At 75.1% G+C, this 24365-nt stretch carries 24 protein-coding genes; 20 read left to right on the top strand and 4 right to left on the bottom strand.

The genetic code is table 11. From position 1 onward, the window contains the following. The first annotated feature begins 27 nt into the window (after positions 1 to 27). Genes IO39_RS15530 through IO39_RS15515 form a run of 4 tightly spaced genes read left to right on the top strand, consistent with a single transcriptional unit; the run spans position 28 to position 4151 of the window. Positions 28 to 1149, top strand: coding sequence for an iron ABC transporter permease (locus IO39_RS15530; protein ID WP_063765279.1), 1122 nt, complete (start codon positions 28 to 30; stop codon positions 1147 to 1149). Then, complete coding sequence (locus IO39_RS15525; protein WP_043622541.1) at positions 1149 to 1946, top strand: ABC transporter ATP-binding protein; 798 nt, start codon at positions 1149 to 1151, stop codon at positions 1944 to 1946. Before IO39_RS15530 ends, IO39_RS15525 begins: the two co-directional genes overlap by 1 nt. Further along, positions 1946 to 2929, top strand: coding sequence for an ABC transporter substrate-binding protein (locus IO39_RS15520; protein ID WP_043622539.1), 984 nt, complete (start codon positions 1946 to 1948; stop codon positions 2927 to 2929). The genes IO39_RS15525 and IO39_RS15520 overlap by 1 nt, the downstream gene beginning before the upstream one ends. Positions 2930 to 2933: 4 nt before the next feature. Further along, entirely contained in the window at positions 2934 to 4151 is a 1218-nt protein-coding gene (locus IO39_RS15515) for an MFS transporter (RefSeq protein WP_043622536.1), read from the top strand. A gap of 277 nt (positions 4152 to 4428) precedes the next feature. Here the strand turns inward: IO39_RS15515 and IO39_RS15510 are convergent, their stop codons facing one another. Next, positions 4429 to 4914, bottom strand: coding sequence for a hypothetical protein (locus IO39_RS15510; protein WP_043622533.1), 486 nt, complete (start codon positions 4912 to 4914; stop codon positions 4429 to 4431). Continuing rightward, a complete protein-coding gene (locus IO39_RS15505; protein ID WP_043622530.1) occupies positions 4911 to 5468 on the bottom strand; it encodes an RNA polymerase sigma factor in 558 nt (185 codons plus the stop codon). The genes IO39_RS15510 and IO39_RS15505 overlap by 4 nt, the downstream gene beginning before the upstream one ends. A 368-nt stretch (positions 5469 to 5836) precedes the next feature. Between IO39_RS15505 and IO39_RS15500 the strand changes: the two genes are divergently transcribed. Both IO39_RS15500 and IO39_RS15495 read left to right on the top strand, forming a co-directional pair. Then, entirely contained in the window at positions 5837 to 6850 is a 1014-nt protein-coding gene (locus IO39_RS15500; RefSeq protein WP_043622527.1) for a hydroxyacid dehydrogenase, read from the top strand. 53 nt (positions 6851 to 6903) lie between these two features. After that, positions 6904 to 7818 carry an SAM-dependent methyltransferase gene (locus IO39_RS15495; protein WP_043622524.1) on the top strand — a complete coding sequence of 305 codons (915 nt, stop codon included), beginning with the start codon at positions 6904 to 6906 and terminating at the stop codon, positions 7816 to 7818. Positions 7819 to 7860: 42 nt separating this feature from the next. Here IO39_RS15495 and IO39_RS15490 read toward each other — a convergent pair whose 3' ends face one another. Together IO39_RS15490 and IO39_RS15485 are read right to left on the bottom strand one after the other, a co-directional pair. Next, the gene (locus IO39_RS15490; RefSeq protein ID WP_211267028.1) at positions 7861 to 8556 is read right to left on the bottom strand and encodes an AfsR/SARP family transcriptional regulator; all 696 of its coding nucleotides are present in this window, start codon (positions 8554 to 8556) and stop codon (positions 7861 to 7863) included. A gap of 127 nt (positions 8557 to 8683) precedes the next feature. Beyond that, on the bottom strand, positions 8684 to 8902 hold the full coding sequence (locus tag IO39_RS15485; protein WP_043622518.1) for a hypothetical protein: 219 nt from the start codon (positions 8900 to 8902) through the stop codon (positions 8684 to 8686). A gap of 194 nt (positions 8903 to 9096) precedes the next feature. Here IO39_RS15485 and IO39_RS15480 point away from each other — a divergent pair, with 194 nt between their 5' ends. From IO39_RS15480 to IO39_RS15415, 14 genes are all read left to right on the top strand, one after another. Continuing rightward, on the top strand, positions 9097 to 9672 hold the full coding sequence (locus IO39_RS15480; protein ID WP_043622515.1) for a Pvc16 family protein: 576 nt from the start codon (positions 9097 to 9099) through the stop codon (positions 9670 to 9672). Then, positions 9669 to 10430, top strand: coding sequence for a hypothetical protein (locus IO39_RS15475; protein WP_052422935.1), 762 nt, complete (start codon positions 9669 to 9671; stop codon positions 10428 to 10430). Before IO39_RS15480 ends, IO39_RS15475 begins: the two co-directional genes overlap by 4 nt. Positions 10431 to 10449: 19 nt before the next feature. Next, positions 10450 to 12696: a phage tail sheath C-terminal domain-containing protein gene (locus IO39_RS15470; RefSeq protein ID WP_043622512.1), complete on the top strand. Its 2247-nt coding sequence runs from the start codon at positions 10450 to 10452 to the stop codon at positions 12694 to 12696. 30 nt (positions 12697 to 12726) lie between these two features. Continuing rightward, entirely contained in the window at positions 12727 to 13176 is a 450-nt protein-coding gene (locus IO39_RS15465; RefSeq protein WP_211267027.1) for a phage tail protein, read from the top strand. Between the two features lie 4 nt (positions 13177 to 13180). Continuing rightward, positions 13181 to 14734 (top strand): phage tail sheath subtilisin-like domain-containing protein, encoded by a 1554-nt coding sequence (locus IO39_RS15460; protein WP_211267026.1) that lies wholly within the window; start codon positions 13181 to 13183, stop codon positions 14732 to 14734. Beyond that, entirely contained in the window at positions 14731 to 15231 is a 501-nt protein-coding gene (locus IO39_RS15455; RefSeq protein ID WP_211267025.1) for a phage tail protein, read from the top strand. The genes IO39_RS15460 and IO39_RS15455 overlap by 4 nt, the downstream gene beginning before the upstream one ends. An 8-nt stretch (positions 15232 to 15239) precedes the next feature. Beyond that, a complete protein-coding gene (locus IO39_RS15450; RefSeq protein ID WP_043622506.1) occupies positions 15240 to 15428 on the top strand; it encodes a putative phage tail protein in 189 nt (62 codons plus the stop codon). Continuing rightward, positions 15425 to 16093, top strand: a complete 669-nt coding sequence (locus IO39_RS15445) for a CIS tube protein (RefSeq protein ID WP_043622503.1) — start codon at positions 15425 to 15427, stop codon at positions 16091 to 16093. Before IO39_RS15450 ends, IO39_RS15445 begins: the two co-directional genes overlap by 4 nt. A 13-nt stretch (positions 16094 to 16106) precedes the next feature. Next, positions 16107 to 17294, top strand: coding sequence for a phage late control D family protein (locus tag IO39_RS15440; RefSeq protein WP_043622501.1), 1188 nt, complete (start codon positions 16107 to 16109; stop codon positions 17292 to 17294). Further along, a complete protein-coding gene (locus IO39_RS15435; protein ID WP_043622498.1) occupies positions 17294 to 17941 on the top strand; it encodes a phage baseplate assembly protein V in 648 nt (215 codons plus the stop codon). The genes IO39_RS15440 and IO39_RS15435 overlap by 1 nt, the downstream gene beginning before the upstream one ends. Then, on the top strand, positions 17938 to 18342 hold the full coding sequence (locus IO39_RS15430; protein WP_043622495.1) for a GPW/gp25 family protein: 405 nt from the start codon (positions 17938 to 17940) through the stop codon (positions 18340 to 18342). Before IO39_RS15435 ends, IO39_RS15430 begins: the two co-directional genes overlap by 4 nt. Then, the gene (locus IO39_RS15425; RefSeq protein WP_043622492.1) at positions 18339 to 20294 is read left to right on the top strand and encodes a baseplate J/gp47 family protein; all 1956 of its coding nucleotides are present in this window, start codon (positions 18339 to 18341) and stop codon (positions 20292 to 20294) included. Before IO39_RS15430 ends, IO39_RS15425 begins: the two co-directional genes overlap by 4 nt. Then, a complete protein-coding gene (locus IO39_RS15420) occupies positions 20291 to 22336 on the top strand; it encodes a putative baseplate assembly protein (RefSeq protein ID WP_043622489.1) in 2046 nt (681 codons plus the stop codon). The genes IO39_RS15425 and IO39_RS15420 overlap by 4 nt, the downstream gene beginning before the upstream one ends. Before the next feature lie 67 nt (positions 22337 to 22403). Then, entirely contained in the window at positions 22404 to 24356 is a 1953-nt protein-coding gene (locus tag IO39_RS15415) for a phage tail protein (RefSeq protein WP_043622486.1), read from the top strand. The last annotated feature ends 9 nt before the right edge of the window (positions 24357 to 24365 follow it).

Raw genomic sequence — 24365 nt, 5'->3', positions numbered from 1 at the left:
GAAATGATTCTCATTTCTGGAGTACCCTTGAGATCGTCTCCCGGGACCACGTCCCCGACCTCTGAGGCGCAGGCCCCGCCGGCCGGCCCCGGCCCCGAGGCCGCCCCGCCCGCGACGGCGTTCGCGATGCCGCTCACCGTGGCCGTGCTCGCCGCCGTCCTCGCGGTGTCGGTGCTGCTGGCGATCGGCCTGGGCGCCGCGGCCGTGCCGCCGGGGGAGACGCTGCGCTACCTGTGGGCGGCCGTGACCGGCGGCTCCATCCAGGCGGGCGACGTCACCGCGTACCAGATCATCTGGCAGGTGCGCACGCCGCGGGTGCTGCTCGCGGTGCTGGTCGGGGCCGGGCTGAGCGTGGTGGGCGTGGCGATCCAGGCGATGGTGCGCAACGCCCTGGCCGACCCGTTCGTGCTGGGCGTGTCGTCGGGCGCGTCGGCCGGGGCGGTGCTGGTCGGCGTCACGGGCGCGCTCGCCGCGTTCGGGATCTACGCGATCTCGGCGGGCGCGTTCCTCGGGGCGCTGCTCGTCTCCGCGCTGGTCTACCTGGCCGCGCGCGGCGCCGGCGGGCTGACGCCGCTGCGGCTGGTGCTCACCGGGGTGGCGATGGCCTTCGGGTTCCAGGCGGTGATGAGCCTGATCGTGTACTTCGCCCCGGACGGGGAGTCGACCAGCACCGTGCTGTTCTGGTCGATGGGCGGCTTCGGCGCGGCGACGTGGGGGGCGCTGCCCGTCGTGGCGGCCGTCACCCTCGTCACCGTCGTGCTGCTGCGCCGCCTGGGCCGCAGCCTCGACGTGCTCGCCCTGGGCGACGAGACCTCGGCCAGCCTGGGCGTGGACACGGTGCGGCTGCGCCGGGGGCTGTTCGTGCTGACGTCCCTGGCCACCGGCGCGATGGTCGCGGTCAGCGGCGCGATCGGCTTCGTCGGCCTGGTCATGCCGCACCTGGTGCGGCTCTGGACGGGGGCGGCGCACGTGCGGGTGCTCACCGTCGCGCCGCTCGCCGGGGCGATCTTCATGGTCTGGGCCGACCTGGTGGCCAGGACCCTGGTGGCGCCGCGGGAGCTGCCGCTCGGCGTCATCACCGCGCTGGTGGGCGTGCCGGTCTTCGTCGTCCTGCTGCGCCGCCGCGGCTACCTGTTCGGAGGGCGCTGATGACGAGCCTGGCACTGGACGATCTCTCGGTGTCCATCGACGGCGCCGCCATCGTCGAGGCCCTGGCGCTCACCGTCGGCGACGGCGAGGTGGTGGGGCTGGTCGGGCCCAACGGCTCGGGCAAGACGACGGCGCTGCGCTGCGTCTACCGGGCGTTGCGGCCCAGCGGCGGCGCGGTCCTGATCGACGGCAGGGACCTGGCGCGGCTGCCGCTGCGGGACAGCGCCCGCGTGATCGCCGCGCTCACCCAGGAGGGCCGGACGGACCTCGACTTCACGGTCGAGGAGGTCGTCGCCCTCGGCCGCGCCCCCCACCTGCGCGGCAACCAGGCGCTCAGCCCGCGCGAGCGGGAGCTGTGCCGCCAGGCGATGGCCAGGACGGAGGTGCTGCACCTGGCGGGGCGCGGCATCCTGTCGCTGTCCGGCGGGGAGCGCCAGCGGGTGCTGGTGGCCCGCGCCCTCGTCCAGGAGCCCCGGGTGCTGGTGCTGGACGAGCCCACCAACCATCTCGACCTGCACCACCAGATCCGGCTGCTGTCGATGCTCAGGGGCGCGGGGCTGAGCGTGCTGGTCACGCTGCACGACCTCAACCTCGCCGCCTCCGCCTGCGACCGGCTGGCGGTGCTGTCCCGGGGGCGCCTGGTGGCGTGCGGCCCGCCCGCCGAGGTGCTCACCGAGGAGCTGCTGCGCGAGGCGTTCGGCGTCGCGGCGAGCGTCGTCCCGCATCCGCTGACCGGAGTTCCCCAGGTGCTCTACGACCTGGGCTCGGCCACGACCACGATTGGAGACCCCACGTGATGACACGTACCCGTCTGACGGCCGCCGCCCTGGCGGGCGCGATCCTGCTCGCCGGATGCGGCGCGCGGGTGGAGGACGGCGCCGCCGCCGCGCGCAAGGTGACGGTCAAGAGGTGCGGGCAGGAGGTCGAGTACACCACCCCGCGGCGCGCGGTCGCCTACGAGGGCGGCAGCGCCGACAAGCTGTTCGCCCTCGGGCTCACCGAGCACGTGCACGGCTACGTCATGCCGCCCGCCAACCCGCCGGTCACGGAGTCGCCCTGGGCCGCCGAGTACGCCAAGGTGAAGTTCCTCAGCGACGACCTGCTCAACCGCGAGCTGGTCGTGGACGCCAAGGCCGACTTCGTCGTCGCGGGCTGGCGCTCCGGCTTCAGCGAGCAGCGCGGCATCACCCCCGAGATCCTCGACGGCCTGAAGATCCAGAGCTTCATGCACGCCGAGTCGTGCTTCAACTACCCCGGCCACCCGGAACGCCTCACCCCCTTCGAGGGCCTCTACACCGACCTCGAACGCCTCGGCCGGATCTTCGGCGTCGAGGACCGGGCCCGGAAGCTCATCGCCGACTACCGCCGGCGCGTCGAGGCGGTCCGGGCCCGGGCGCCCGAGGGAGACCCGGTCCCGGTCTTCCTCTACGACTCCGGCACCGACAAGCCGTTCACCGCCGGCAGCCAGGTGCCGCCCAACGACATCATCCGCTTCGCCGGCGGCCGCAACGTCTTCGCCGGGCTCGACGCCCGCTGGAGCGAGGTCACCTGGGAGGCCGTCGTCCAGGCCAGGCCCGAGGTCATCATCATCCTCGACTACGGCGACAAGCCCGCCCAGGAGAAGATCAAATTTCTCAAGGAGTTCCCCGCCACCAGCAAGCTGCCCGCCGTCGTGAACGACCGCTTCCACATCCTCGACTACAACGAGGGCATCAGCGGGCCGCGCAACATCGACGGCCTGGAGGGGTTCGCCGAATACCTGCGCGGGCTGGAGAAGTGACGTCATGACCACGACCGCCCCGCCCGGCGGCCCAGTGCTGCGCCAGGCGTCCTTCCTGCGGCTGTGGTGCGGCACCACCGCCTCGGGCCTGGCGACCTGGGCGCTGCCGTTCGTGCTCGGGCTCGCCGTGCTCGACCGGGGCCTGACCGCCACCGGGCTCGGCGTCGTCCTGGCCGCCAGGACCGCCGGCTTCCTGCTCGCGATGCCCGTCGGCGGCGTGCTGGCCGACCGGTACCCGCGCCGGGCCGTGGTGTTCTGGTCCGGGGCGGCGGCCGCGCTCGCCACGCCGTTCATCGCGCTGGGGCTCGGCCGCTCGATCCTGCTCATGAGCGTCGCGGCGGCGATCGTCGGGGCCGGTCAGGGCGCGTGCCGGCCCGCGTTCCAGGCGCTCACCGCGGAGGTCGTGGACGAGCCGCGGCGCCGGCGGGCCAACGCCGCCATCACGCTCGCCGTGCGCGTCACCACCCTGGTCGCCCCGGCCGCGACCGCGCTGCTGGCCACCGTGCTCGACACCGGGGCGCTGCTGGTCGGCACCGGCCTGCTGTGGCTGGCCGCCGCGCTGCTCCCGCCCAGGGGCGCCCGCCCGCCCGCCGGGCCGCGCGCGGCCTGGACCGCCATGCCGGCCGAGTTCGCCGAGGGGGTGCGCGAGGCGCGCCGCCATCCGTGGTTCCTCGCAGGGCTGGCCGCGCTCAGCGCCGTGATCTTCACCGGCTACTCCGCCACCGGCGTGGCGCTGCCGCTGGTCAGCAGGGACCAGCACGGGAGCGAGGCCGTGCTCGCCGGGGCGCTCACCGCCTACACCCTCGGAGCGCTGGCCGGGGCCGCGCTGATGGCGCGGTGGCAGCCGCGCGCACAGGGGTGGGCGGCCCTGGCCGGGCTCGCGCTCTACGGCCTGGCGCCGCTCAGCCTGCTGCCGCCGGCGCACCCGGCGCTGGTGCTGTCCGCCTACGCGCTGGCCGGGCTGGGGATCGAGCTGTTCAACGTGCCGTGGTTCACCGCCACGCAGCGCGAGGTGGAGCCGCGGCTGCTCGCCCGCGTGTCGTCGCTGGACTTCCTCCTCTCCTACGGGCTGGCCCCCGTCGGGCTGGCCTTCCTGGCCCCCGCGATCGGCGCGTTCGGCCCGGGGCCGGTGCTGCTCGCCTGCGGGTTGGTGTGCTTGCTGGCCCCGGCCGCCGCCGCCCTCGCGCCCGGCGCCCGCCACTTCTCCCGCCGCCCCGGCTGACCCGCCCCGCCCGGGGGCGGGGAACGGCACGCGGAAAGCCCCGAGCCGGGCATGCGTGGTCGCCGCGGGCGGCTCAGGTCAGCAGCATGATCACACCCACGAGGAGCAGCGCGGCCACGGCCACGGTCACGCCGGTCAGGGCCCGCGCGCCGAAGCGGCGGCGGATCAGTTTCGGATTGTGCGCCATCGTCCTGCCTTTCGTAGAGGTTTCATCGGAGGGGTTTCATCGGGGGCATCGGGGGGTTTCATCGGACGGATGCGGGTGGGAGAGGGGCGGTCAGGCGCCGTCCCGGCCGGACAGCTCGCGTACGCGGCGCAGCAGCGCGGCCCGGCGGGCATGGGCCCGTACGGTCAGCGCCAGCGCCACGGCCGTCAGCAGGCCGCCAAGGGCCAGCGCCGTCCCCAGACCGGCGCCGCGCTGGACGGCGGCGACGGCCGTGGCCACGGTCGTGACCACCGAGGCGGTCACGCCGATCCAGCCGGCGACCACCCGGTCGGTGGCGAACAGCGGCACCCGCCGCGCCAGCAGCCATCCGCCGTAGCAGGCCCAGGCCAGGCAGAACACGATGAACAGGCCGAACGCCAGATGGGTGCGGACCGGCAGCGGGCCGGGCTCGCCCGCCCACAGGGCGGTCACGAACAACGTCCCGGACACCCCGGCCACCAGCGCCGCGACCGCGCGCACCCGGGTGCGCGCGGCCAGCGCCGGTTCCAGCCGGTCGATCAGCTCCCGCGCCGACAGGCGCGGTTCCTCCTCGGTCATGGCCGGTATCCCTTCTCCTCCAGGTGGGCGCGCAGCAGGCGACGGGCGCGGCTGAGCCGGGACTTGACGGTGCCGGCCGGGATGCCGCAGATCTGCGCGCAGTCCTCGACCGACAGATCCTCCAGGTAGAACAGGACGAGGATCTCCCGCTCCCGTACCGGCAGGCCGGCCACCAGCGCCACCAGCTCCGCCCGGTCCACCAGGCTCTCCACGGCGCTCTCGACGGCGCTGTCGGCCGTGCTCCCCGCCGGGTCCGCCGAGGGGGACACGTCCGGCGAGCGGGCCTCCTCGGCGGCGTACTGGCCGCGCAGCCGGTCGGTGACCGAGCGGCGGGCGATGGTGAACAGCCAGGGCGCGAACCGGCCCGGCTCGCGCAGCCCCGGCAGGCCGCGGATCACGGCCAGCCAGACCTCCTGGGTCACGTCGTCGGCGCGCTCGGCGTCCAGCATGCGGCGTACGTACGTCCACACCGGCGTCCGCCAGCGCTCCACCAGCTCGGCCAGCGCCGCGCGCTCGCCGAGCTGGGCCCGCGCCACCAGCAGCTCATCGGTCATCTCGGCCTCCCGTCACCCCTAACAGTCGGGGGAGAGGCCGATCAGGTTCACGCCCGGCGCGATCAGGCGGCCCCGGCCGCCCGCGTGCGCCCGGGGCGGGTCACTGCGCGGCCGCCTACTCCTTGGCCAGTTCCTCGGCCACCTGGTCAGCGACATGGAGCCGAAGCCGTCCTGGATGAAGGCAGCGTTGCTAAAACGGTTACATGAAGGCGTCAATAGCTAATCCGAGGGCCGTGAAGGGCGGATTCCCACCTCACGAGCGGGTCATGGGAGGGGGGTGGCGTTGTGGTGTGGTGTGTTGGTGCATAGAGTGGCTTCGCTTGAGGAAGCGTTTTCACACCCCCACCCCTCCGGAAGGAGCCCGTTCCGTGCCACGGCGACCCGTCGCGGTCTTCGCCATCGCCCCCTGGGCCTTCGGCGGCGTCTTCCCCGCCGACCTGCTCACCCGGCTGCGGCGACTGGTCGACTTCGACCCGGCCACGACGTTCACCTCGTTCGACGGGCCGGCCGCCGCCGCGGCGCTGGCGGAGGCGGACCTCCTGGTCACCGGCTGGGGCTGCCCGCGCATCGACGCGGGCGTGCTGGCCGCCGCGCCCCGGCTGCGGGCGCTCGTGCACGCCGCCGGCACGGTCAAGGCCCGCGTCGATCCCGTCGTGTTCGAGCGCGGGGTCGTCGTGTCCTCGGCCGCCGAGGCCAACGCCGTGCCCGTGGCGGACTACACCCTGGCCATGCTCGTCCTCGGCGCCAAGCGGGTTTTCAGCCGGGCCAGGCGCTACGCCGCCGCCGTGCCGGGCGCGCCGGCCGACTGGCTCCAGGGCGACGGGACCGGGCTGCACGACTGCACCGTCGGCGTGATCGGCGCCTCCCGCATCGGCCGGCTCGTGCTGCGCCGGCTGCGGGCCTTCGACGTCGAGGTCCTGCTCTACGACCCGTACGTGAACGCCGCGGAGGCCGCGGCCCTCGGCGCGGAGCCGGTGGGCATGGACGAGCTGTGCCGCCGCAGCGACCTGGTCACCGTGCACGCCCCCGCGCTGCCCGAGACCCGCCACCTGCTCGACGCCGGCCGGCTGGCGCTCCTGCCCGACGGCGCGCTCGTCGTCAACACCGCCCGGGGCTCCCTCATCGACACCGACGCGCTCACCCGCGAGTGCCTCACCGGCCGGATCTCCGCCGTGCTCGACGTCACCGAGCCCGAGCCGCTGCCGCCCGGCCACCCGCTCTTCGCGCTGCCCAACGTCCTGATCACCCCGCATCTGGCCGGGGCCCAGGGCCGCGAGCTGCGCCGGCTCGGCGAGTTCGCGGTCGCCGAGGTGGGCAGGTTCGTCAGCGGCGCGCCGCTGCTGGGCCGGGTCGAGCCCGAGCAGCTCCCGTACATCGCCTGACCGTCTTTCGCCCGGATGATGCGCCGGCGCCCGTGCGGGCCGATCATGAAGGCATGAGGAGATGGACACCGCGGTCGGCCGCGGCGAGTTCCGCCGTCGGGCCCATCGCCATCGCGGCGATCGAGCAGGGGCTGCCCGAGGCGCGGCGGATCGCCCGCGACGAGCTGGCCGCGCGCTTCCTGCCCGGCCCGGTCCGCCTGCTGGTGCGCGCGTGCGCCTGGCGGCCCCTGCGCGAGTGGTTCGTCGCGGCGAGCGAGCGCAGTGCGCCGGGCGTGTGGGGCGGCATCCTGTGCCGCAAGCGCTACGCCGACGACAAGGTCGCCGCCGCCCTGGCCGCGGGCGCCGGGCAGCTCGTCGTGCTCGGCGCGGGCCTGGACACGCGGGCCTGCCGGCTCGCGGTGCCGGCGGGCGCGGCGGCGTTCGAGGTGGACCTGCCGGCCAACGTCACCGCCAAGCGCCGGGTGGTCGAGCGAGTGTACGGGCGGGTGCCGGAGCGGCTGCGGCTGGTCCCCGCCGACCTCCGGGCGGGCGGGCCCGGCCCCGCCCTGGAAGCGGCCGGGTTCCGGACCGGCGAGCCCGCTGTCGTGCTGATGGAGGGGGTGACCCCGTACCTCGGCGAGGAGGGCGTCCGGAACGTCTTCGCCTTCCTCGCCGGCCTGGCCCCGGGCAGCCGGCTGCTCTTCACCTACCTCAGACGCGACTTCCTGGACGGCACCCGCTCCTACGGCATGGGGAAGCGGCTGCGCCGCCGGTTCGTCACCCGGCACGGGGTGTGGCACTTCGGGCTCGACCCCGCCGAGGCGGACGCGCTGCTGGCCGGGCACGGCTGGCGGGGGTGCGAGCAGGTGGGGGAGGCCGAGTACCGCGAGCGGTACCTGCGGCCCGCCGGCCGCACGATGCGCGTGATGCCGATCGAGCTCTTCGCCGAGGCCGAGAAGCCGCGGCCGGGTCACGCGCCCGCACGGTGACCGCCGGCCCGCCCGCCTCGGCCGCCCCGCCCTCGTCGCGGGTCAGTGCGGGGTGAGATGGGGCAGGAGGTGGCGGAGCAGGTCGGACGGTTCGAGGCCCAGCTCGTCCAGCAGGATGCGCCGGCACTGCTCGTACTGGTGCTGCGCCGCGGCGCGGTTGCCGGCGGCGAGGTGCGCGTCGATGAGCACCCGGTGGGCGCTCTCCCGCAACGGCTCGGCCCGTACGGCGGCCAGGGCCGCCGCCACCGCCTCCCCGTGACGGCCCTCGACGGTGAGCCGCTTGGCCATCGCCTCCAGGGCATACAGCCGGAGCTGGTGGTACTGCTCCTGCTCGATCAGCACCCACTCGTTGTCCGACCACTCCGGCAGCAGATCGGCGGACAGGTCGTCGCGCGTCTGCCGGTTCAGGATGTCGTCGCACCGGCAGGACGCGTCGAGCAGCCGGTGGGCGCGGGTCACCGCGTCGTGGATGTCGACGTTGATGTTCGTGGCCAGCGCCATCTCGTGCGCCGACGCCTCGATGACCCGGTGGCCGGTGCGCAGGGCGCGCCACAACGACGAGCGGAGATTGGCGTTGGCGCGCGCCGCCGTCGCCTCCGGCCACAACGTCCCCGCCACGTACGTCCGCGTACGCGGCCGGTCCTGCAGTGCGAGAAAGGCCAGCAACCGTTGAGCGCCGGACGACAGCGTCACCCGCGTGTCCCCCACGACCAGCGCGAAACCCTTCAACAGTCGCAATGTCGCAGCTTGCGGTACTTCAGTGCGCATCGGGCCCCCAGGCTACGCCTGCACCGATCGGTTCGCCCCCTGACTGACTTCGCGAACTCGGCGCCAAATGTTACGGGGAATTATCGGCCGTGAGGTGTCAACCGGGCGTCACGGGAACGTCATCGGGCCTGATCAGCAACTGTTCCAGCCAGCTCTGCACGGCCTCGTGCACGGCTTCGGGAGTGGACACCGCGAGCGGGGGCGCCTGATCGGGGCCGATCGACGAGAGGATGCGCACCCGCAGGCAGTCCGGCTGCCCGCCCTCCAGCCATGCACGCAGGACCATGCTGCCGGCGCGTTCCTCTGATGGTTCCACGAGGGCAGGATGCGCGGACACCTGTCACCGCCGCGTCGCCACCGCGTGTGCGCGCCCGTCAACGCCACACGGCGGGAACGCGCCCGTGACGCCGCCGCGACGGCCGGAAGGCGGGCCCGCCACGCCGGCCCTGTCATCCTGCGGGACGCACGCCGGAGCGGATTTCGACCCGGCGGGGCAACGGGAGGAGTCACATGGGGGACTTCGGGGTCGTCGCCGACGTGTCGACGATCATTGTCGACCGGCTGCGGCGGGCGCTGGCGGACGTGCGTCCCGGGCCGGTGACCGCCGAGCTGAACGACCTGTCCGAGCCGGTGCAGGTCGACCAGGCGAAGCTCACGGTGTTCCTGTACGAGGTCGCCGAGGACCCGACGTCGCGCAACCGGCCGCCGGTCCGCTCCCTGCCGCCGGCCGCGCCCACCACCCGCAAACCGCCGATGGCGCTGCTGCTGCGCTACCTGATCACGCCCTGGGGCGGGAACCAGGAGACGCAGCACCAGATGATCGGCCGCGCCCTCCAGGTCTTCTACGACGACGCGATCTGGGGCGGCGAGGAGCTGACGGGCAGCCTCGCGGGGACGACGGACACGCTGCAGTTCACGCTGACCCCGCTGACGCTCGACCAGAAGTCCTGGATCTGGTACGCGATCCAGAAGCCGTACCGGCTGTCGCTCAACTACGAGGTCCGGGTCGTCAACCTGGACTCCCTCGACGTGTCGGACCTGCGGCTGGTGCGCAGCCGCACGATCGACGGGACGCCCGTGCCATGACCCGGTTCTATCCCGTCGAGACCTCCGTCCTGCACAGCCCGGCGTGGTTCGTGCCGTTCGACGAGTTCGCCCAGCGCGTGCGGGCCGCCGGCGTGGCGACGCGGCTGGACCGCTTCGACCCCGCCGAGAACGCCTGGACGCCGCAGGACACGCAGGCGGTGCGCACCCCGAGCGCCGCGATCGCCTACCCCGAGCTGGGCCGGCGGCGCGGGCCCGGCGCGGCGCCCGAGCGCTACCGGGTCAGGTTCGAGGCCATCGGCTACCAGGCGCTGTACCCGGCCGACGGCGAGCCGTTCGACGCGTCGGTGACGGGGGTCGAGTTCCTCGCGCCCCCGTACGACGACACGCGCCCGCCCGCGTGGCCGGGCGAGCCCAGACTGGTGCGGCTGCTGCCGGGCGTCGCCTTCCCGTACGCGCCCGGCGTGCGCACCGTCCACGGCGTCGCGATCGACGCGGGCACCCGCGCACCGGTGGCCAACGCGCTGATCGAGGCGCGGGGCAGGACGAGCAGGGACGGCGTGGCCTGGCTCGAACGCACCCTGACCGACCCGCGCGGCGCGTTCCGCCTGGCCCTGCGGTGGGAGGGCGAGCGGGTGACCGGGCCGCCCGCCGGACAGGCGTTCCACCTCCAGGCCACGGAGCGGCCGGGCCGCACCGGGTCACTGGACATCCGGCTGCCGGCCGAACGCGACCGCCGGCACGTCATCGAGATCTCGGCGGACCTGCTCGCAGGGTCCGGCCATCACAGCGAGCAGTGAGAGTGAAGGAGCCAGAGCCATGCCCGAGTATCTGAGCCCCGGCGTCTACATCGAGGAGGTCGACGCCGGTCCACGGCCGATCGCGGGGGTGAGCACCAGCACGGCGGGCATGGTCGGCGTCACCCAGCGCGGCCCGACCACCGGCAAGCCCAAGCTGGTCACGAACTTCCTGGAGTTCCAGACGACCTTCGGCGGCTTCCTCCCCGAGCCGGACCCGACCGTGCGCGACGCCTGGGCCGACAACCCGTCCGAGGGCGGCCGCTGGTGGCTGTTCCCCCTGGCGGTCAAGGGCTTCTTCGACAACGGCGGCCGGCGCCTGTACGTCAAGCGGGTCGTCAGCGCCGGCGCGCTGCCCGCCTCCGGCACCCTCGGCCAGGGCCTCATCAGCCCGATCGCCCGCGACGCGCCGGCCGGCGCCGAGTCGCTGGAGCTGGCCCACCTGATCGGCTTCACCGGCGCCGACACCGTCAGCGTCATCCGCGGCGGCGACGACGTCGAGATCAGCACCGCGACGATCACCGGCTACGACGCCGCCACCCGCAGGATCCGGCTCGGCACCCCGCTGGCGGCCGAAGTGAAGGTCTCGCGCGGCGACTACGTCCAGGTCGGGCAGCGCGCCGGCGACGCCACCGTGGAGTTCGCCGCCGCCAGCCCCGGCACCTGGGGCAGGGGGATCAGGGTCAGCCTCACGCCGATGGTCGGCGCGACGCTCCAGGTGCTGCCCGGCGCGGACGAGGGCGAGCTGTTCGTCACCCGGCTGGCCGCGCCCGCCGACGAGGACAGCCCCACCGTCCAGGTGGCCGCGATCCCCGAGGGGCTGGAGACGCCGTTCTGGATCCTGATCGGCGAGCGGCGGTTCGAGGTGACGGCGGCGGACCGGCCGGCCGACGGCCCGGCCACGCTGACCCTCGGCGACGCCGAGCACGCCGCCTGGCCCGCCGGCCTGGCCGTGCGCCGGCTGCGCCGCGCCAACCCGGCGGGCGCGACGCCCCGGCTGCGCGTCGCCGGCGTGAACCGGCTCTACCCCGACGCGGTCGTCCAGCTCGACACCGGCGACCGGCTCACCACCCTGTACGTCCGCTCCCTCTCCGGCGACGAGGTCACCTTCACCTCCGACACGCCGGCCGACGTCTTCGAGAACGACCGGCTCTACCTGGTCGAGGGCCGGGTGGACGCCGGCTTCGACGACCCGGGCGGCGGCTCGGTCACCGAGACGTTCAGCAACCTGCGCCTCAGCGGCGACTCCCCCTCCAGCCTGGCCGCCACCCTGGCGAGCCGCTCGCAACTGGTGCGGGCCACGGTCCGCGGCAGGCTCGACGATCTCACCCTGTTCCCCACCCCGGCGCGCGGCTCCGCGCTGGCGCTGGAGGGCGGGTCCGACGGCTACGACGCGCTGAACGTCGGGGACTTCGTCGGCGCCGACGGCGGCAGCGGCAGGCGCACCGGGATCGTGGCGCTGGAGGACATCGACGAGATCGCGATCTGCGCCGTGCCCGGCGTCTGGTCGGGGACCGTCGAGTCGGCGCTCATCACCCACTGCGAGCAGCTCAAGGACCGCTTCGCCATCCTCGACCCGCAGGACGGGCTGGACATCGAGGGCATCCAGGCGTTCCGCGAGCCGTTCGACACCAAGTACGCCGCCCTGTACTACCCGTGGCTGGTCGCCGTCGACCCCGCCACCAACCGGTTCGTCGAGGTGCCGCCCTCCGGCCACCTGGCCGGCATCTACGCCCGCGTCGACAACGAGCGGGGCGTGCACAAGGCCCCGGCGAACGTGGTCATCCGCGGCATCCGCCTGACCGACGGCATCGCCCAGGACGTCACCAAACGGCACCAGGACCTGCTCAACCCCAAGGGCATCAACGCGCTGCGCTTCTTCCCCGGGCTCGGCCAGCGCGTGTGGGGCGCGCGCACGCTCTCCTCCGACACCTCCTGGAAGTACGTCAACGTCCGCCGGCTCTTCCTGTTCATCGAGGAGTCGATCGACGAGGGCACCCAGTGGGTCGTGTTCGAGCCGAACGACGAGCCGCTGTGGGCGCTGGTCCGGCAGACCGTCCGCAACTTCCTCACCACCGTCTGGCGCAGCGGCGCGCTCGCCGGCGCGACCGCCGACGAGGCGTTCTTCGTCACCTGCGACCGCTCCACGATGACCGACGACGACATCGCGAACGGCCGGCTCATCTGCGTGATCGGCGTCGCGCCGGTCTTCCCCGCGGAGTTCGTGATCTTCCGGATCCAGCAGAAGACCCGCGAGACCCTCGCCTGAACCGACTGAGAGGCAACGGAAATGCCACCTGTGACGCGGGAAGACCCGTACGCCGCATATAACTTCCTGGTCATCGTGACCAACGTCAGCGACGACGGCGTGGCGGTGAGCGGGTCCTTCACCGAGGCCAGCGGGCTGGACGTGGAACTGCCGGTGATCGAGTACCGCACCGGCAGCGAGGACATCACGGTCAGGAAGCTGGTGGGGCTGAAGAAGTTCCCGAGCGCGCTGACGTTCAAGCGGGGCGTCACCGGCCACGTCGGCTTCTGGAACTGGATCAACGAGGCCCTCAACGGCCGGGTCCGCCGCACCTCCGGCTCGATCGTCATGCTGGACGAGAACCGCCAGGAGGTCATGCGCTGGAACTTCGACCGGGCCTGGCCCACGAAGTACACCGGCCCGTCCTTCAACGCGACCAAGAACGAGATCGCCATGGAGACGCTCGTCCTGGCCGTCGAGAGCCTCCTGATCGACGCGTGAGGCCATGGAGATGACCAGCGCGGCGCTTCCCGGCGTCTCCCTCACCGTCGAGCGCGCCGGCTCCGGCACCGAGCCGCTGCGCACGGACGTGGCGGCGTTCCTCGGCCGGGCCCGGCGCGGGCCGGTCGGCGTCCCGGTGCGGGTCGAGAGCTGGAACGACGTCACCGGCGCGTTCGGCGCCCCGGACGGCGCCGCCGCCCTGCCGTACGCGCTGCGCGGGTTCTTCGAGAACGGCGGCCGCACCGCGTGGGTGCTGCGGGTCTCCGGGCCCGCCGCGACCGCCGGCGCGGAGTGGACGGCCGGCTGGCGGGTCGTGGCCACGAGCCCCGGCGCCTGGGCGAACGGCGGCCGGGTCGCGCTGCGCTACCAGGCCAGCAGCATCGCCGGGCCGCCCGCGATCAGCGTGCGGGTGCTCGTGCCGGGCGAGCCGGCGGAGATCTTCGCCGGCCTGGCGCCGGACGAGCTGGCCGCCCGGCTGGCCGCGTCCCGGCTGGTCCGGCTGGTGCCCGCCGGCGAGGACGAGCCGGGCGGGCCGATCCCGGCCGGCGCGCCGATCTCGATGGCGTGGGACCTGACGCTCACCGGCGGCGCCGACGCGCCGCCCGGCCGGGCCGAGTACGCCGCCGCCGTGGCGGCGCAGGCCGAGCTGCCGGAGCCGGCCCTGGTCGCGCTGCCGGACCTGGGCGCGGACCTGACCGGCGCCGACCACGCCGAGCTGGTGGGCACGCTGCTGGCCACGTGCGCGCCGCTGCTCGACCGGCTGGCCCTGCTGGACGTGCCGCCGGCGGCGGCCTCCGCCGACGACGCGCTCGCCTGGGTGCGCTCGCTGCGAAACCTCGGCGGCGACGCGCTGCTCGCCGCCGCCGCGGTGTACCACCCGCCGCTGCGCGCGCCCGAACCGGCCGGAACCGGCCCGGACCCGGCGCAACCCACGGGTCACGCCGCGGGTCACGCGCCGGTCTCCGGCCCGCCCTCCGGGCTGCGCACGGTGCCGGCCTCCGGGCACGTCGCCGGGCTGGTCGCCCGGCTGGACGGCGAGCGCGGCGCCCACCACACCCCCGCCAACGCCACCCTGCTCGACGCGGTGGACCTGGAGATCGACTACCCGCAGCCGCAGCAGGTCCGCCTCTTCGAGGCGAACGTGGACCTCGTGCGCTGCGTGCGCGGGCGCGGCCTGGTGGTCTGGGGCGGGCGGACGCTGTCCGGCGACCCGCGCCGGCGCTACGTCGCGCACCGCCGGCTGCTGCACCTGCTGGTCCGCGCGATCCGCCGGGTCGCCGGCCCGCTGGTGTTCGACGTCAACAGCCCCGAGCTGCGGCTGACCCTGGTCCGCGCGATCACCTCGGTGCTGCTGGAGACCTTCCGCACCGGGGCGCTCGCCGGCGCCCGGCCGGAGCAGGCGTTCCGGGTGGTGTGCGACGAGACGAACAACCCGCAGGAACAGGACCCCGGGCTCCTGGTGTGCGAGGTCGAGGTCGCGCCCGCCGTGCCGATGGAGTTCATCCGGCTGCGCCTCGTGCTCGGCCAGGACCGCGGGCTGGAGGTGATCGAGTCATGAGCACGCCGATCGAGCGCCTGCTCGACCTGACCGAGCCGCTGCCCAAGTACCGCTTCATCGTCACCCTCGACCCGGGCGACGCCTACCTGCCGCCCGCCCAGGCGCTGCTGCTGCCGCTGGTCGCCGCCGGCGCCTTCCAGGAGGTCACCGGGCTGGGCGGGCAGCTGGAGGTCGTCAGCTACGCCGAGGGCGGCCGCAACGACTCGACGCACCAGCTTCCGCTGCGCCACTCGTGGAACCGGATCACGCTGAAACGCGGCGTGGTGCGCGACCGCCTGCTGTGGTCCTGGTACCGGACCGGCCTGGCCGACTCGCTGGGCGCCCGGCGCGACGGCGCGGTGATCGTGCTCGACAACGCCGGCCTGCCCGCGATGGCGTGGGCCTTCCACGGCGGCCTGGCCGCCAAGTGGAGCGGCCCGGACCTGCACGCGGAGCAGAACGCGGTCGCGATCGAGTCACTGGAGATCGCCCACGAGGGACTGACCAACGTCCTGTAGGAGAGAGCGTGCCCAAGAACCTGATCATCCACAACCTCGAGGTGCGGTTCCAGGTGGACGGCGACGAGGGCGCCGTGTTCACCCGCCTGTTCAACAAGCACATCCAGGCGTGGGCGCGGCTGTACGAGCAAGAGTGCGCCCGCCACAAGCGCTCGGAGCAGGAGCGCCGGCTCGCTGACACGGAGGGCGGCTGGTGAGCGTCACCCCCGTGTCCTTCGCCGGCCAGGGCGCCCTGGCCCGCCTGGAGATCATCCGTCCGGTGATCGCCGACGAGCGGCGGCGGCGCATCCCGCTGCGCTTCAACCCGACCGACTACAAGCTGAGCAAGAGCAACACCTTCGCCGAGATCACCATCCCGGGGCTGGAGACGCCGCCGATCCAGTACGTCCGCGGCGGCAGCGAGACGCTCAGCGTGCAGGCGCTGGTCGACACCTCCGACACCCTCGACAACGTGCGCACCGCCTACGTCGACGCCGTCCGCAACCTGATGCGGCCCGACAGCAGGGAGCACGCCCCGCCCGTCGTGCGGTTCGTCTGGGACGAGGCCGTCTTCACCGGCGTGCTGGAGAAGCTCGACGTCAACTACGTGCTGTTCGGCAAGGACGGGGTGCCGCTGCGGGCGCAGCTCGACATCACGCTCAAGGAGTTCCGGCCCGCGGCCCAGCAGGTCTCCGACCCGCCGCGCTCCTCGCCGACGGTGGAGAAGAGCTACGTGGTGCGCCGCGGCGACACGCTGTCGAGCATCTCCGCCGCGGTCTACCGCAGGCCCGACGCCTGGCGGGAGCTGGCGCGCGCCAACGGCATCACCGATCCACGCGACCTGCGGCCGGGGCGGGTGCTCACCGTGCCCCGGCTGCCGTGAGAGGGGCGCCGCGATGACCCTGCCCGCCGCCGAGCCGCAGATCGCCGACCCCGACCGGTACGCCCCCGAGTTCGAGGTGGTGATCGAGGGCGTCGAGGCCGACCCGACCACCAAGAACGACATCCTCGACATCAAGGTGCACCGCGACCTCGACGAGATGTCCGGCTTCGACCTGGAGCTGAACAACTGGGACGACGTCAACCTGCGGTTCAAGCACAGCGACTCGCGCCAGTTCCGGCTCGGCTCCCGGGTGTCGGTCCGGCTCGGCTACGCCGACCGGCTGCTGACCGTCGCGACCGGCACCATCAGCACGCTGGCGCCCAAGTTCCCCGACGGCGCCTCGCCGACCGTCTCGATCAGCGGCGTGGACGGAATGCTGAAGCTCAAGGACCGCAAGCCCACCAAGGAGGAGGACAAGGTCTTCCCCCGGATGGCCGACTGGCAGATCGCCGAGAAGATCGCCCGGCGCAACAAGCTGCGCGTCGTCACCACCCGCGAGGGGCCCGTGCACGACCTGGTGGTGCAGAAGAACCAGGACGACGCGAGCTTCCTGATGGAGCGGGCCAAGCGGCTCGACTTCGACTGCTTCATCCTGCCCGACCCCGACACCGGCGAGGAGACGCTGTACTTCATCAAGCCCACCGACGGCAGGGACGGCCGCCCCATCCGGCTGTTCCGGCTGACCTACCAGCCGGGGCTCACCACCGGGCCGGCCGCGCTGCCCGAGGGCCTGGTGCCCAACCTGCTCGACTTCACCCCGACGCTCACGGTGTCGCAGCAGGTCAGCAAGCTCACCGTGCGCGGCTGGGACCCGCGTACCAAGCAGGAGCTGGCGTTCACCGCGACCGCCGAGAACCTGCCCGCCGGGCAGAACAGCGCCGGCGGGGAGAACGGCCCGCAGGCGGCCGACAGCGCGGCGGGCGGGCGCCAGGAGGTGCTGGTCGACGCCCCCGTCACCAGCCAGCAGGAGGCCCGCGAGCTGGCCATCGCGCTGCTGCGGGAGCGGTCGTACGAGTTCATCACCGCGACCGGGCGGGTGGCCGGGCTGCCGGAGCTGCGGCCCGGCGACAACCTGGAGATCTTCGGCCTGGGCCGGCGCTTCTCCGGCACCTACTTCGTCAAGCGCGTCGAGCACACCCTCGGCGGCAGCGGCTTCTTCACCACGTTCACCGGCCGCCGGATCCACCAGGGAGGCGTGTGATGCCGCCGCGCGCCATGCCCCGCGCCCGCAGCACCGACCGCCGCTTCTACGGCGTCGTCGAGGCGATCGTGGTGGAGAACGAGGGCGACGACGAGGGCCGCGTCAAGGTCACGTTCCCCTGGTTCGACGGCGGCTCGACCGTCACCGAGTGGTGCCGGGTCGGCCAGCTCTACGCGGGCAACGGCTACGGCTCGGTGTTCGTCCCCGAGAAGGGCGACGAGGTGCTGGTCGCGTTCGTGCACGGGGACATGCGCTTCCCGATCGTCCTGGGCGGGCTCTACAACGGCGTGGACAAGCCGCCGGCCGCGCGGACCGGCGGGCGGGACCGGAAGGTCATCCGTACGCGGGCCGGGCACGAGGTCGTGTTCGACGACGCCGCCAAGGAGATCCGCATCACCACCGCCGAGGGCGGCGACGTGACCGTGACGGCCACCGGCGAGATCAGGCTCAAGGCGCGCAAGGTGATCGTCGAGGCGGACGCCGTCGACCTCGGCGGCGGGGCCGCCCAGAGCGCCGTGCTCGGCGAGGCGCTCAAGGCGGCGTTCGACGCGCACACCCACGTCTCCGCCGCGTCTGGCTCGCCCACCGGCCCGCCGGTGCCGCAACTGCCCGGGAACACCCTGTCGTCGAAGGTGAAGGTCGAATGAGCGAACCGTTTCTCGGCACCGGCTGGCGCTTCCCGATCCTGCCCGACGAGGCCGGACGGCTCGGGTACGCCGACGGCGAGCAGAGCATCGAGCACTGCCTGCGCGCGCTGCTGCTCACCGGCACGGGCGAGCGCGTCATGCGCCCCGACTTCGGCACGCGGGCGCAGGAGTCGGTCTTCGCGCCCGGCAGCGTGCAGAACCTGCGCGACCTGGAGCGCTCGGTCGCCGACGCCGTGCGCGCCCACGAGCCCAGGGTCGAGCTGGACGCCGTCCGCGCCGAGGCCGACCCGGCCGACGAGTTCCGCGTCACGGTCACCGTCGAATACCGCATCCGCAGGACCAACACCAAGACGAACCTGGTGTTCCCGTTCTACCTGGGCCTGACGGGGAGCACGCCATGACGCTGCCCGCGCCCCGGCTCGACGACCTCACCTGGGCCGACATGATGGCGGCCATCCGCCGCCGCATCCCGGCCGAGTCGGACGGCGCGTGGACGCTGCACTCGCCCGCCGATCCGGGCGTCACGCTGCTGGAGCTGCTCGCGTACCTGCTGGAGCAGCGGCTCTACTGGCTCGACCAGGCGCCGGACGAGCTCGTCGTCGCGATCCTGCGGCTGCTCGGCCTCGACCCGCCACGGCCCGCGCGGCCGGCGGCCACCGTGCTGCGGCTGACCGCCGACGGGCCCCGCCCCACGCTCGTCCCCGCAGGGACCGTCATGTCGCGGGACCCGGCCGGGCGGATCAGGTTCACCCTCGACAGCGACGTCGCGGTCCTCCCGCTCGACGGGGACGTCACGGTGGGCACCGACCGCGACCGCACGGCGGACCTGCTCGCGCGGCGCGGGGTCCCGCTGCTGGCGGCCGACGGCTCGGCCGCCGCCGCGCGGTTCACGCTGCCGCTCGCCGGCGCGCACCCGGCGCCCGGCCCGCTGTCGCTGCTCGTCGAGCTGGACACGCCGCTGCCCCCGTCCTGGTCGCCGTCCGCGGTGCCGGACGTGCCGCCGCCCGCCGCGCTGACCTGGTCGTGGTTCCGGCCGGGCACCGACGTCTCGGGCACGTTCGCCGAGGTCGAGGACGGCACCGGCGGGCTGCGGCGCTCCGGCGTGGTCCGGCTGCACCCGCCCGGCGGGTGGACCACGCGCGACCGCGGCGTGCTGGTGTCCACTCCGGCGGCCACGTTCGCGGCGCCGCCGCGGCTGCTCCAGCTCGCGGTCAACGCCGGCGCCGCCCGGCACCTCGAACATCGCACGGTGACCGGGGCCGAGCTGGCGGACCAGCTCGCCGCGTGGCTGAAGCTGCCCGGCCAGCGGCTGGCGCTGCCGGACGCCGCCGGCCGGCTGCTCGGCGCGACGCTCCGGCTGGCCGGGGAGACGTGGGAGCCGGCGGCGGACTTCGCGTTCGGCGGCTCCCGCGACCGGATCTTCCTCCTCGACCGGGCCGGCGGCGCGCTCGTCTTCGGCGACGGGCTCACCGGGCGCATCCCGCGCCCCGGCGGGGACGAGGTGCGGGTCGAGTACACGGTCGGCGGCGGCAGGGACGGCAACGGCGGGCTCACCGGGAACTGGCTGCCCGTCGCGGACGCCGAGGTCGTGCCCGGAGCCCGTCCCGCCGAGGGTCCGGTGGCCGTGCGCGGCGCGAACCTGGTGCAGGCCGCGGGCGGCGCGGACCCGGAGACCGTGGCCGAGGCGCGCGGCCGCGCGGCGGGCACGCTGGGCGAGGTGACCCGGGCCGTCACCGCCGAGGACTACGTCACCCTGGCCGTCACGACGCCCGGCGTCCCGGTCGGCCGGGCGTACGCGGCGCCGGGCGAGCACCCGGGCTTCCCGTGCGCGCGGGTGCCCGGCGCGGTCACCGTGCACATCGTCCCCGACGCACCCCGCGACACCGCGGGCGGCGGGCAGGTGCCGGAGCCGAGGCCGGATCCCGGCATGCTGTGCGCGGTCGCCGACCGGCTCGCGGCCGCGCGGCTGCTGACGGCCGAGGTGTTCGTGCGCGCCCCCGCCTACCGGCCCGTCCGGCTGCGCGTCGACCTGTCCGGCCGCCCCGCCGACCGGGCGCGCGTCTCCGCGCTGGCCGGCCAGGCGCTGCGCCGCTACCTGGACCCGCTGGCGGGCGGCGACGACGGCGCCGGCTGGCCGTTCGGCGCGGCGCTGCGGCCGTCCGCGCTGCTGCGGGCCGCGCAGCGGGCGCTCGGCGGCCTCGCGCACGTCGCGGCCGTCGCCATCGGCCTCGACGGCGACGCGCCCGCCGCCTCCTGCGGCGACCTGGACCTGCGGCCCGGCGAGCTGCCCGCGGTGCGGGAGATCCGTACCCGGATCGTGCCCGACGTCGAACCGGGGGAGGGGCTGACATGACCGGAGACGTGTGGTGGGCACGCGACTCGGAGGAGGAAGGCCGCGTCGTGCCCGGGCCGGGGCCGTCCGGCGTGCAGCCGGAGCTGGTGGACGCCACGCGGGAGGCGGTCCGCGCCGCCGTACGCGACCGCATCCCCGGCTACACCCCCGACTGGACCAACCCGGACCGGCAGGACGCCGGCGTCGCGCTCGTCCGCCTCTTCGGCAGCCAGGCCGAGCCCGTGCTCGCCCGGGTCAACCGGCTGCCCGAGAAGGTGCTGGCCGAGCACCTCGGCACCGCCGGCGTGCGGCGCAGGCCCGCCACCGCGGCGGCCGCGCTGCTGGAGTTCACCGTGACGCCGCCGGACGGCGCCTCGGTCCTCGTCCCCGCCGGCTTCCAGGCCGCCGCGGCCGGACCCGACGGCCAGCTCGTCTACGAGACCGACCGTGACCTGTACGCCACGCCCGCCACGCTCGCGGCGATCGCCGTGCAGCGCGGCGGCGCGCTCGAACCGGTCCCGCTCGGCCCCAACGGGCCCGGCCGTCCCTTCCCGCCGTTCGGCGCGGACCCCCAGCCCGGCGACGCTCTCTGGATCGGCCTGGCCGGCGCCGCGAACCCGTTCCCCTCCTTGTCGCTGGGCTTCGTCGTCGCCGCCGCGCCGCCCGCCCCCGCCGAGTCCGGCGGGCTCGCGCCGCCGCCCCTGCCGCCGCAGCCGCTCCTGCGCTGGGACGTGCTGGACGGCGGCCGGTTCCGCCCCGCCGAGGTCGTGCGGGACGAGACCGGCGGGCTGCGCGCCGCCGGCACCGTGGAGCTGCGGCTGCCCCGCACCTGGGCCGCCGGCAGCCCGCCGGTCGCCCGGCCGGGACCGGCGCTGCGCTGGCTGCGGCTGCAGGTCGCGCACGGCACGTTCACCGTCGCGCCGCCGCTCGTCACCGGGCTGCGGCTGAACATGGTCGCCGCCACCGCCGCCCGCACGATCCTCGACGAGCCGCTCGAACCCGTCAGGGACCCCCGCCAGGCGGCCCGCCGCCGGATGCGGCTCAGCCAGGTGCCGATCCTCGCCGGCAGCGTGGTGATCGAGGTGGACGACGACCCCGGCGCCGACCTGTTCGGCACCACCCGCGCCTCCGCCGCCCGCTGGCGGGAGGTCGCGAGCCTGGCCGCGTACGGGCCGGACGACCGGGTGTTCGTCATCGACCACGCGACCGGCGAGGTCACGTTCGGCGACGGCGTCAACGGCGCGCCCGTGCCGCCCGGCTTCCGCAACGTGCGCGCCGTCCGCTACCGCGTCGGCGGCGGCCGGGCGGGCGCGGTGGCGGCCGGCGCGATCAACGGCGTCGTCACCGCGCTGCCGTTCGTCACCGGCGTGAACAACCCGTTCCCCGCCACCGGCGGGACCGACGCCGAGCCGGACGCCGAGGCGATGCGGCGCGGCGTGGGCGAGCTGCGCTCCCGGGGCCGCGCCGTCGCGCCGTCGGACTACGGCCTGCTGGCCGTCCGCGCGCCCGGCGCCTCGGTCGCCCGCGCGCACGGTGTGCCCGGCCTCCACCCCGGCCTGCCGGGCAGGCCCATCCCCGGCGTGGTGGGCGTGCTGGTCGTGCCGCCGGTCGAGGGCTCGGGCGGGGCCGCGGGCGAGCCGCCGGTGCCCGCCGCGGCCACCCTGCGCGCGGTGTCGGACTACCTGGCCCGCGAGGCCGCGCCCGCCGGCGTCACCGTGGTCGCCGGCCCCGCCGCGTTCCGCCGGGTCGCCGTGGAGGCGCGGGTCGTGCTCGACCGGGACCGGGACCGCGCCGCGGTGCTGGCCAGCGCCGCCGACGCCGTGACCGCCTACCTCGACCCGCTGCGGGGCGGCGAGAACGGCGGCGGCTGGCCGTTCGGCGGGGCCGTGCGGCACACCCCGCTGGTGCGCCGGCTGCTGGCCGTGGACGGCGTGCTGGCCGTGTCCGGGCTCTCGCTCACCGTGGACGGCGTGCGGCAGCCGCCCTGCACCGACCACGCGATCCCGCCGAACGACCTGGTCTGGCCGGAACGCCCGCTGCTGATCCCGGTGGAGGAAACATGACGCCCGCGCCGCTCACCACCGCGTACCGCCCGCCCGGCGGCGCCCAGGCCGGGGGAGGGGTGCGCCCATGACGTGCGGGCCGACCACCGCGACGTTCCGCCTGCTCGACGACGTGGTCGGGTGGGACGAGGCCGACGTGCTGAACGTGACCGGCTTCGCCGACCCGGCCGGCGTGCGGCTGGCGTTCGCCGGCCGCGCGCCCGAGGGGCCGACCAGGGACATGGTGCTGCCGTGGTTCCCCGATCCCCGGCTGGCGCCCGGCTGCCGCCCCTGCTCCTGGTACCTGCTCGCGGAGCGCGGGCCGCTCCGCCGCGACACCTGCTCCGGCGGGTGGCGGCCGGTCTGGACGCCACCGTGCCTGCCCGAGGAGCTGCGCGCGCCGCACTCCGTCGCCGCCCGCGGCCACCGGCTGGCCGTCGTGGACTCCGGCCGGGTCCTCGTCTGGCGCAACGAGGGCGAGCAGCTCGTCGCGGTGATCGACGCGCCGGGCGCCGACCTCGTCGCGCTCGCCCCGGACGGGCAGGTGCTGGTCACCCGGCAGCGCGGCGGCGAGCTGCTGCGCTTCGGGCCGGACGGCCGCCCGTGCGGCGTCATCGAGACCGGCGTCGCCGGCCGCATCGCCGGCCTGCGCACCGGCCCAGGCCGGACGATCTGGCTGCTCACCGAGAGCCGCACCCGGCTGCGCGTCCACCGGAGCCTGCCGGACGGCCGCTTCGCCGAGTCCGGCCTGGCCGAGCTGGCGGCGGAGCTGCCGCCGAGCACGCTCGTCTCCGCCGGGGAGCACGGGTTCTGCCTGCGGGAGCAGGGCCCCGACGGCGAGGCCGCCGCCTGCTACGACTGGGCGGGCCGGCCGCGGCCGGAGCCGGCGTCGCAGACCGGCAGGTACGTGAGCGCGGGCGAGTTCACCACCGGCCTCATCGACAGCGGCCTGGCCCGCTGCCGCTGGCACCGGGTGCGCGTGCACGCCGACGTGCCGGCGGGCACCGCGGTGTCCGTGGCCGTCGTCGTCTCCGAGGACGGCCGGTTCGCCGGCACCGACTGGCAGACCGTCCCCGCCGGGGTCACCGACTTCCTCGTCGACCAGCCGCCCGGCCGCTACCTGACCGCCCGCGTGCGACTGACCGGCGACACCTCCGCCACCCCGGTCCTGCGCCGCATCCGGCTGGACTTCCCCCGCACGACCAGCGCGGACCTGCTGCCCCCGGCCTACCGGCAGGACCCCGCCGCCGACGACTTCACCGAGCGGTTCCTGTCGCTGTTCGACGCGACGACGGCCGAGATCGACCGGGTCATCGAGCGCTACCCGGCGCTGCTCGACCCGGCGGGCGTCCCGGACGCGGCGCTGCCGTGGCTGGCCGGGCTGCTCGGCCTGTCGTTCGAGGCCGGCTGGGACGCGCGCACCCGGCGCGAGCTGATCGCCAGGGCGCCGGAGCTGTACCGGCGGCGCGGCACGCCGTGGGCGCTGTCGGAGGCCGTGCGCGTGGTCTTCGGCGTCACGCCGGTCATCGACGAGCTGGCGGGCGACCGCCACTGGGCGCAGGTAGGCGCCGGCGCGGGCCCCGCCGGCGCCCGGGGCCTGGGCGCGGTGCGGCTGTTCGGCCGCTCCGCCGGCCGGTTCCGGCTCGGCGGCTCGGCGCGCGGCTCGGCACTGGGCGGGGCGCCGCTGCGCGCCTTCGGCGACCCCGGCACCGACCCGCTCACCGAGCACGCCCACCGCTTCCGCGTCCTGCTGCCCGGCGGCCTGCCTCCCGGCGCCGACGAGGAGGCGCTGCGGCGGCTCGTCCAGCGGCAGGCGCCCGCGCACACGAGGGGATCGGTCCGCGCCGGCGGGGTGGGTTTCGTGGTCGGCACCCGGTCGACGGTCGGGGTGGACACCGCGTTCGTCCCCCTGCCACCGCCCGTTCTCGGCGGCGCGCGGCTGAACCACGACGGAGTACTGAGACCCGGGCCGCGCGGCGCCCGCCACGGCGTGAGCGTCGGCGTGGTGTCCGCGGTCGGGGTCCACACGCGAGTGTCCTGAGAGGACGGA

The sequence above is a fragment of the Nonomuraea candida genome (genome assembly GCF_000725485.1).
GTDB lineage: Bacteria > Actinomycetota > Actinomycetes > Streptosporangiales > Streptosporangiaceae > Nonomuraea > Nonomuraea candida.
This window is presented reverse-complemented; position numbering and strand designations above follow the sequence as displayed.

Coding starts and splice junctions, on each gene's coding strand:
- IO39_RS15455 (WP_211267025.1), top strand. CDS start 14,731: ATGAGCACGCCGATCGAGCGCCTGCTCGACCTGACCGAGCCGCTGCCC.
- IO39_RS15435 (WP_043622498.1), top strand. CDS start 17,294: ATGCCGCCGCGCGCCATGCCCCGCGCCCGCAGCACCGACCGCCGCTTC.
- IO39_RS15430 (WP_043622495.1), top strand. CDS start 17,938: ATGAGCGAACCGTTTCTCGGCACCGGCTGGCGCTTCCCGATCCTGCCC.
- IO39_RS15425 (WP_043622492.1), top strand. CDS start 18,339: ATGACGCTGCCCGCGCCCCGGCTCGACGACCTCACCTGGGCCGACATG.
- IO39_RS15480 (WP_043622515.1), top strand. CDS start 9,097: ATGGGGGACTTCGGGGTCGTCGCCGACGTGTCGACGATCATTGTCGAC.
- IO39_RS15525 (WP_043622541.1), top strand. CDS start 1,149: ATGACGAGCCTGGCACTGGACGATCTCTCGGTGTCCATCGACGGCGCC.
- IO39_RS15505 (WP_043622530.1), bottom strand. CDS start 5,468: ATGACCGATGAGCTGCTGGTGGCGCGGGCCCAGCTCGGCGAGCGCGCG.
- IO39_RS15510 (WP_043622533.1), bottom strand. CDS start 4,914: ATGACCGAGGAGGAACCGCGCCTGTCGGCGCGGGAGCTGATCGACCGG.
- IO39_RS15415 (WP_043622486.1), top strand. CDS start 22,404: ATGACGTGCGGGCCGACCACCGCGACGTTCCGCCTGCTCGACGACGTG.
- IO39_RS15440 (WP_043622501.1), top strand. CDS start 16,107: ATGACCCTGCCCGCCGCCGAGCCGCAGATCGCCGACCCCGACCGGTAC.
- IO39_RS15475 (WP_052422935.1), top strand. CDS start 9,669: ATGACCCGGTTCTATCCCGTCGAGACCTCCGTCCTGCACAGCCCGGCG.
- IO39_RS15420 (WP_043622489.1), top strand. CDS start 20,291: ATGACCGGAGACGTGTGGTGGGCACGCGACTCGGAGGAGGAAGGCCGC.
- IO39_RS15515 (WP_043622536.1), top strand. CDS start 2,934: ATGACCACGACCGCCCCGCCCGGCGGCCCAGTGCTGCGCCAGGCGTCC.
- IO39_RS15520 (WP_043622539.1), top strand. CDS start 1,946: ATGACACGTACCCGTCTGACGGCCGCCGCCCTGGCGGGCGCGATCCTG.
- IO39_RS15470 (WP_043622512.1), top strand. CDS start 10,450: ATGCCCGAGTATCTGAGCCCCGGCGTCTACATCGAGGAGGTCGACGCC.
- IO39_RS15460 (WP_211267026.1), top strand. CDS start 13,181: ATGGAGATGACCAGCGCGGCGCTTCCCGGCGTCTCCCTCACCGTCGAG.
- IO39_RS15495 (WP_043622524.1), top strand. CDS start 6,904: ATGAGGAGATGGACACCGCGGTCGGCCGCGGCGAGTTCCGCCGTCGGG.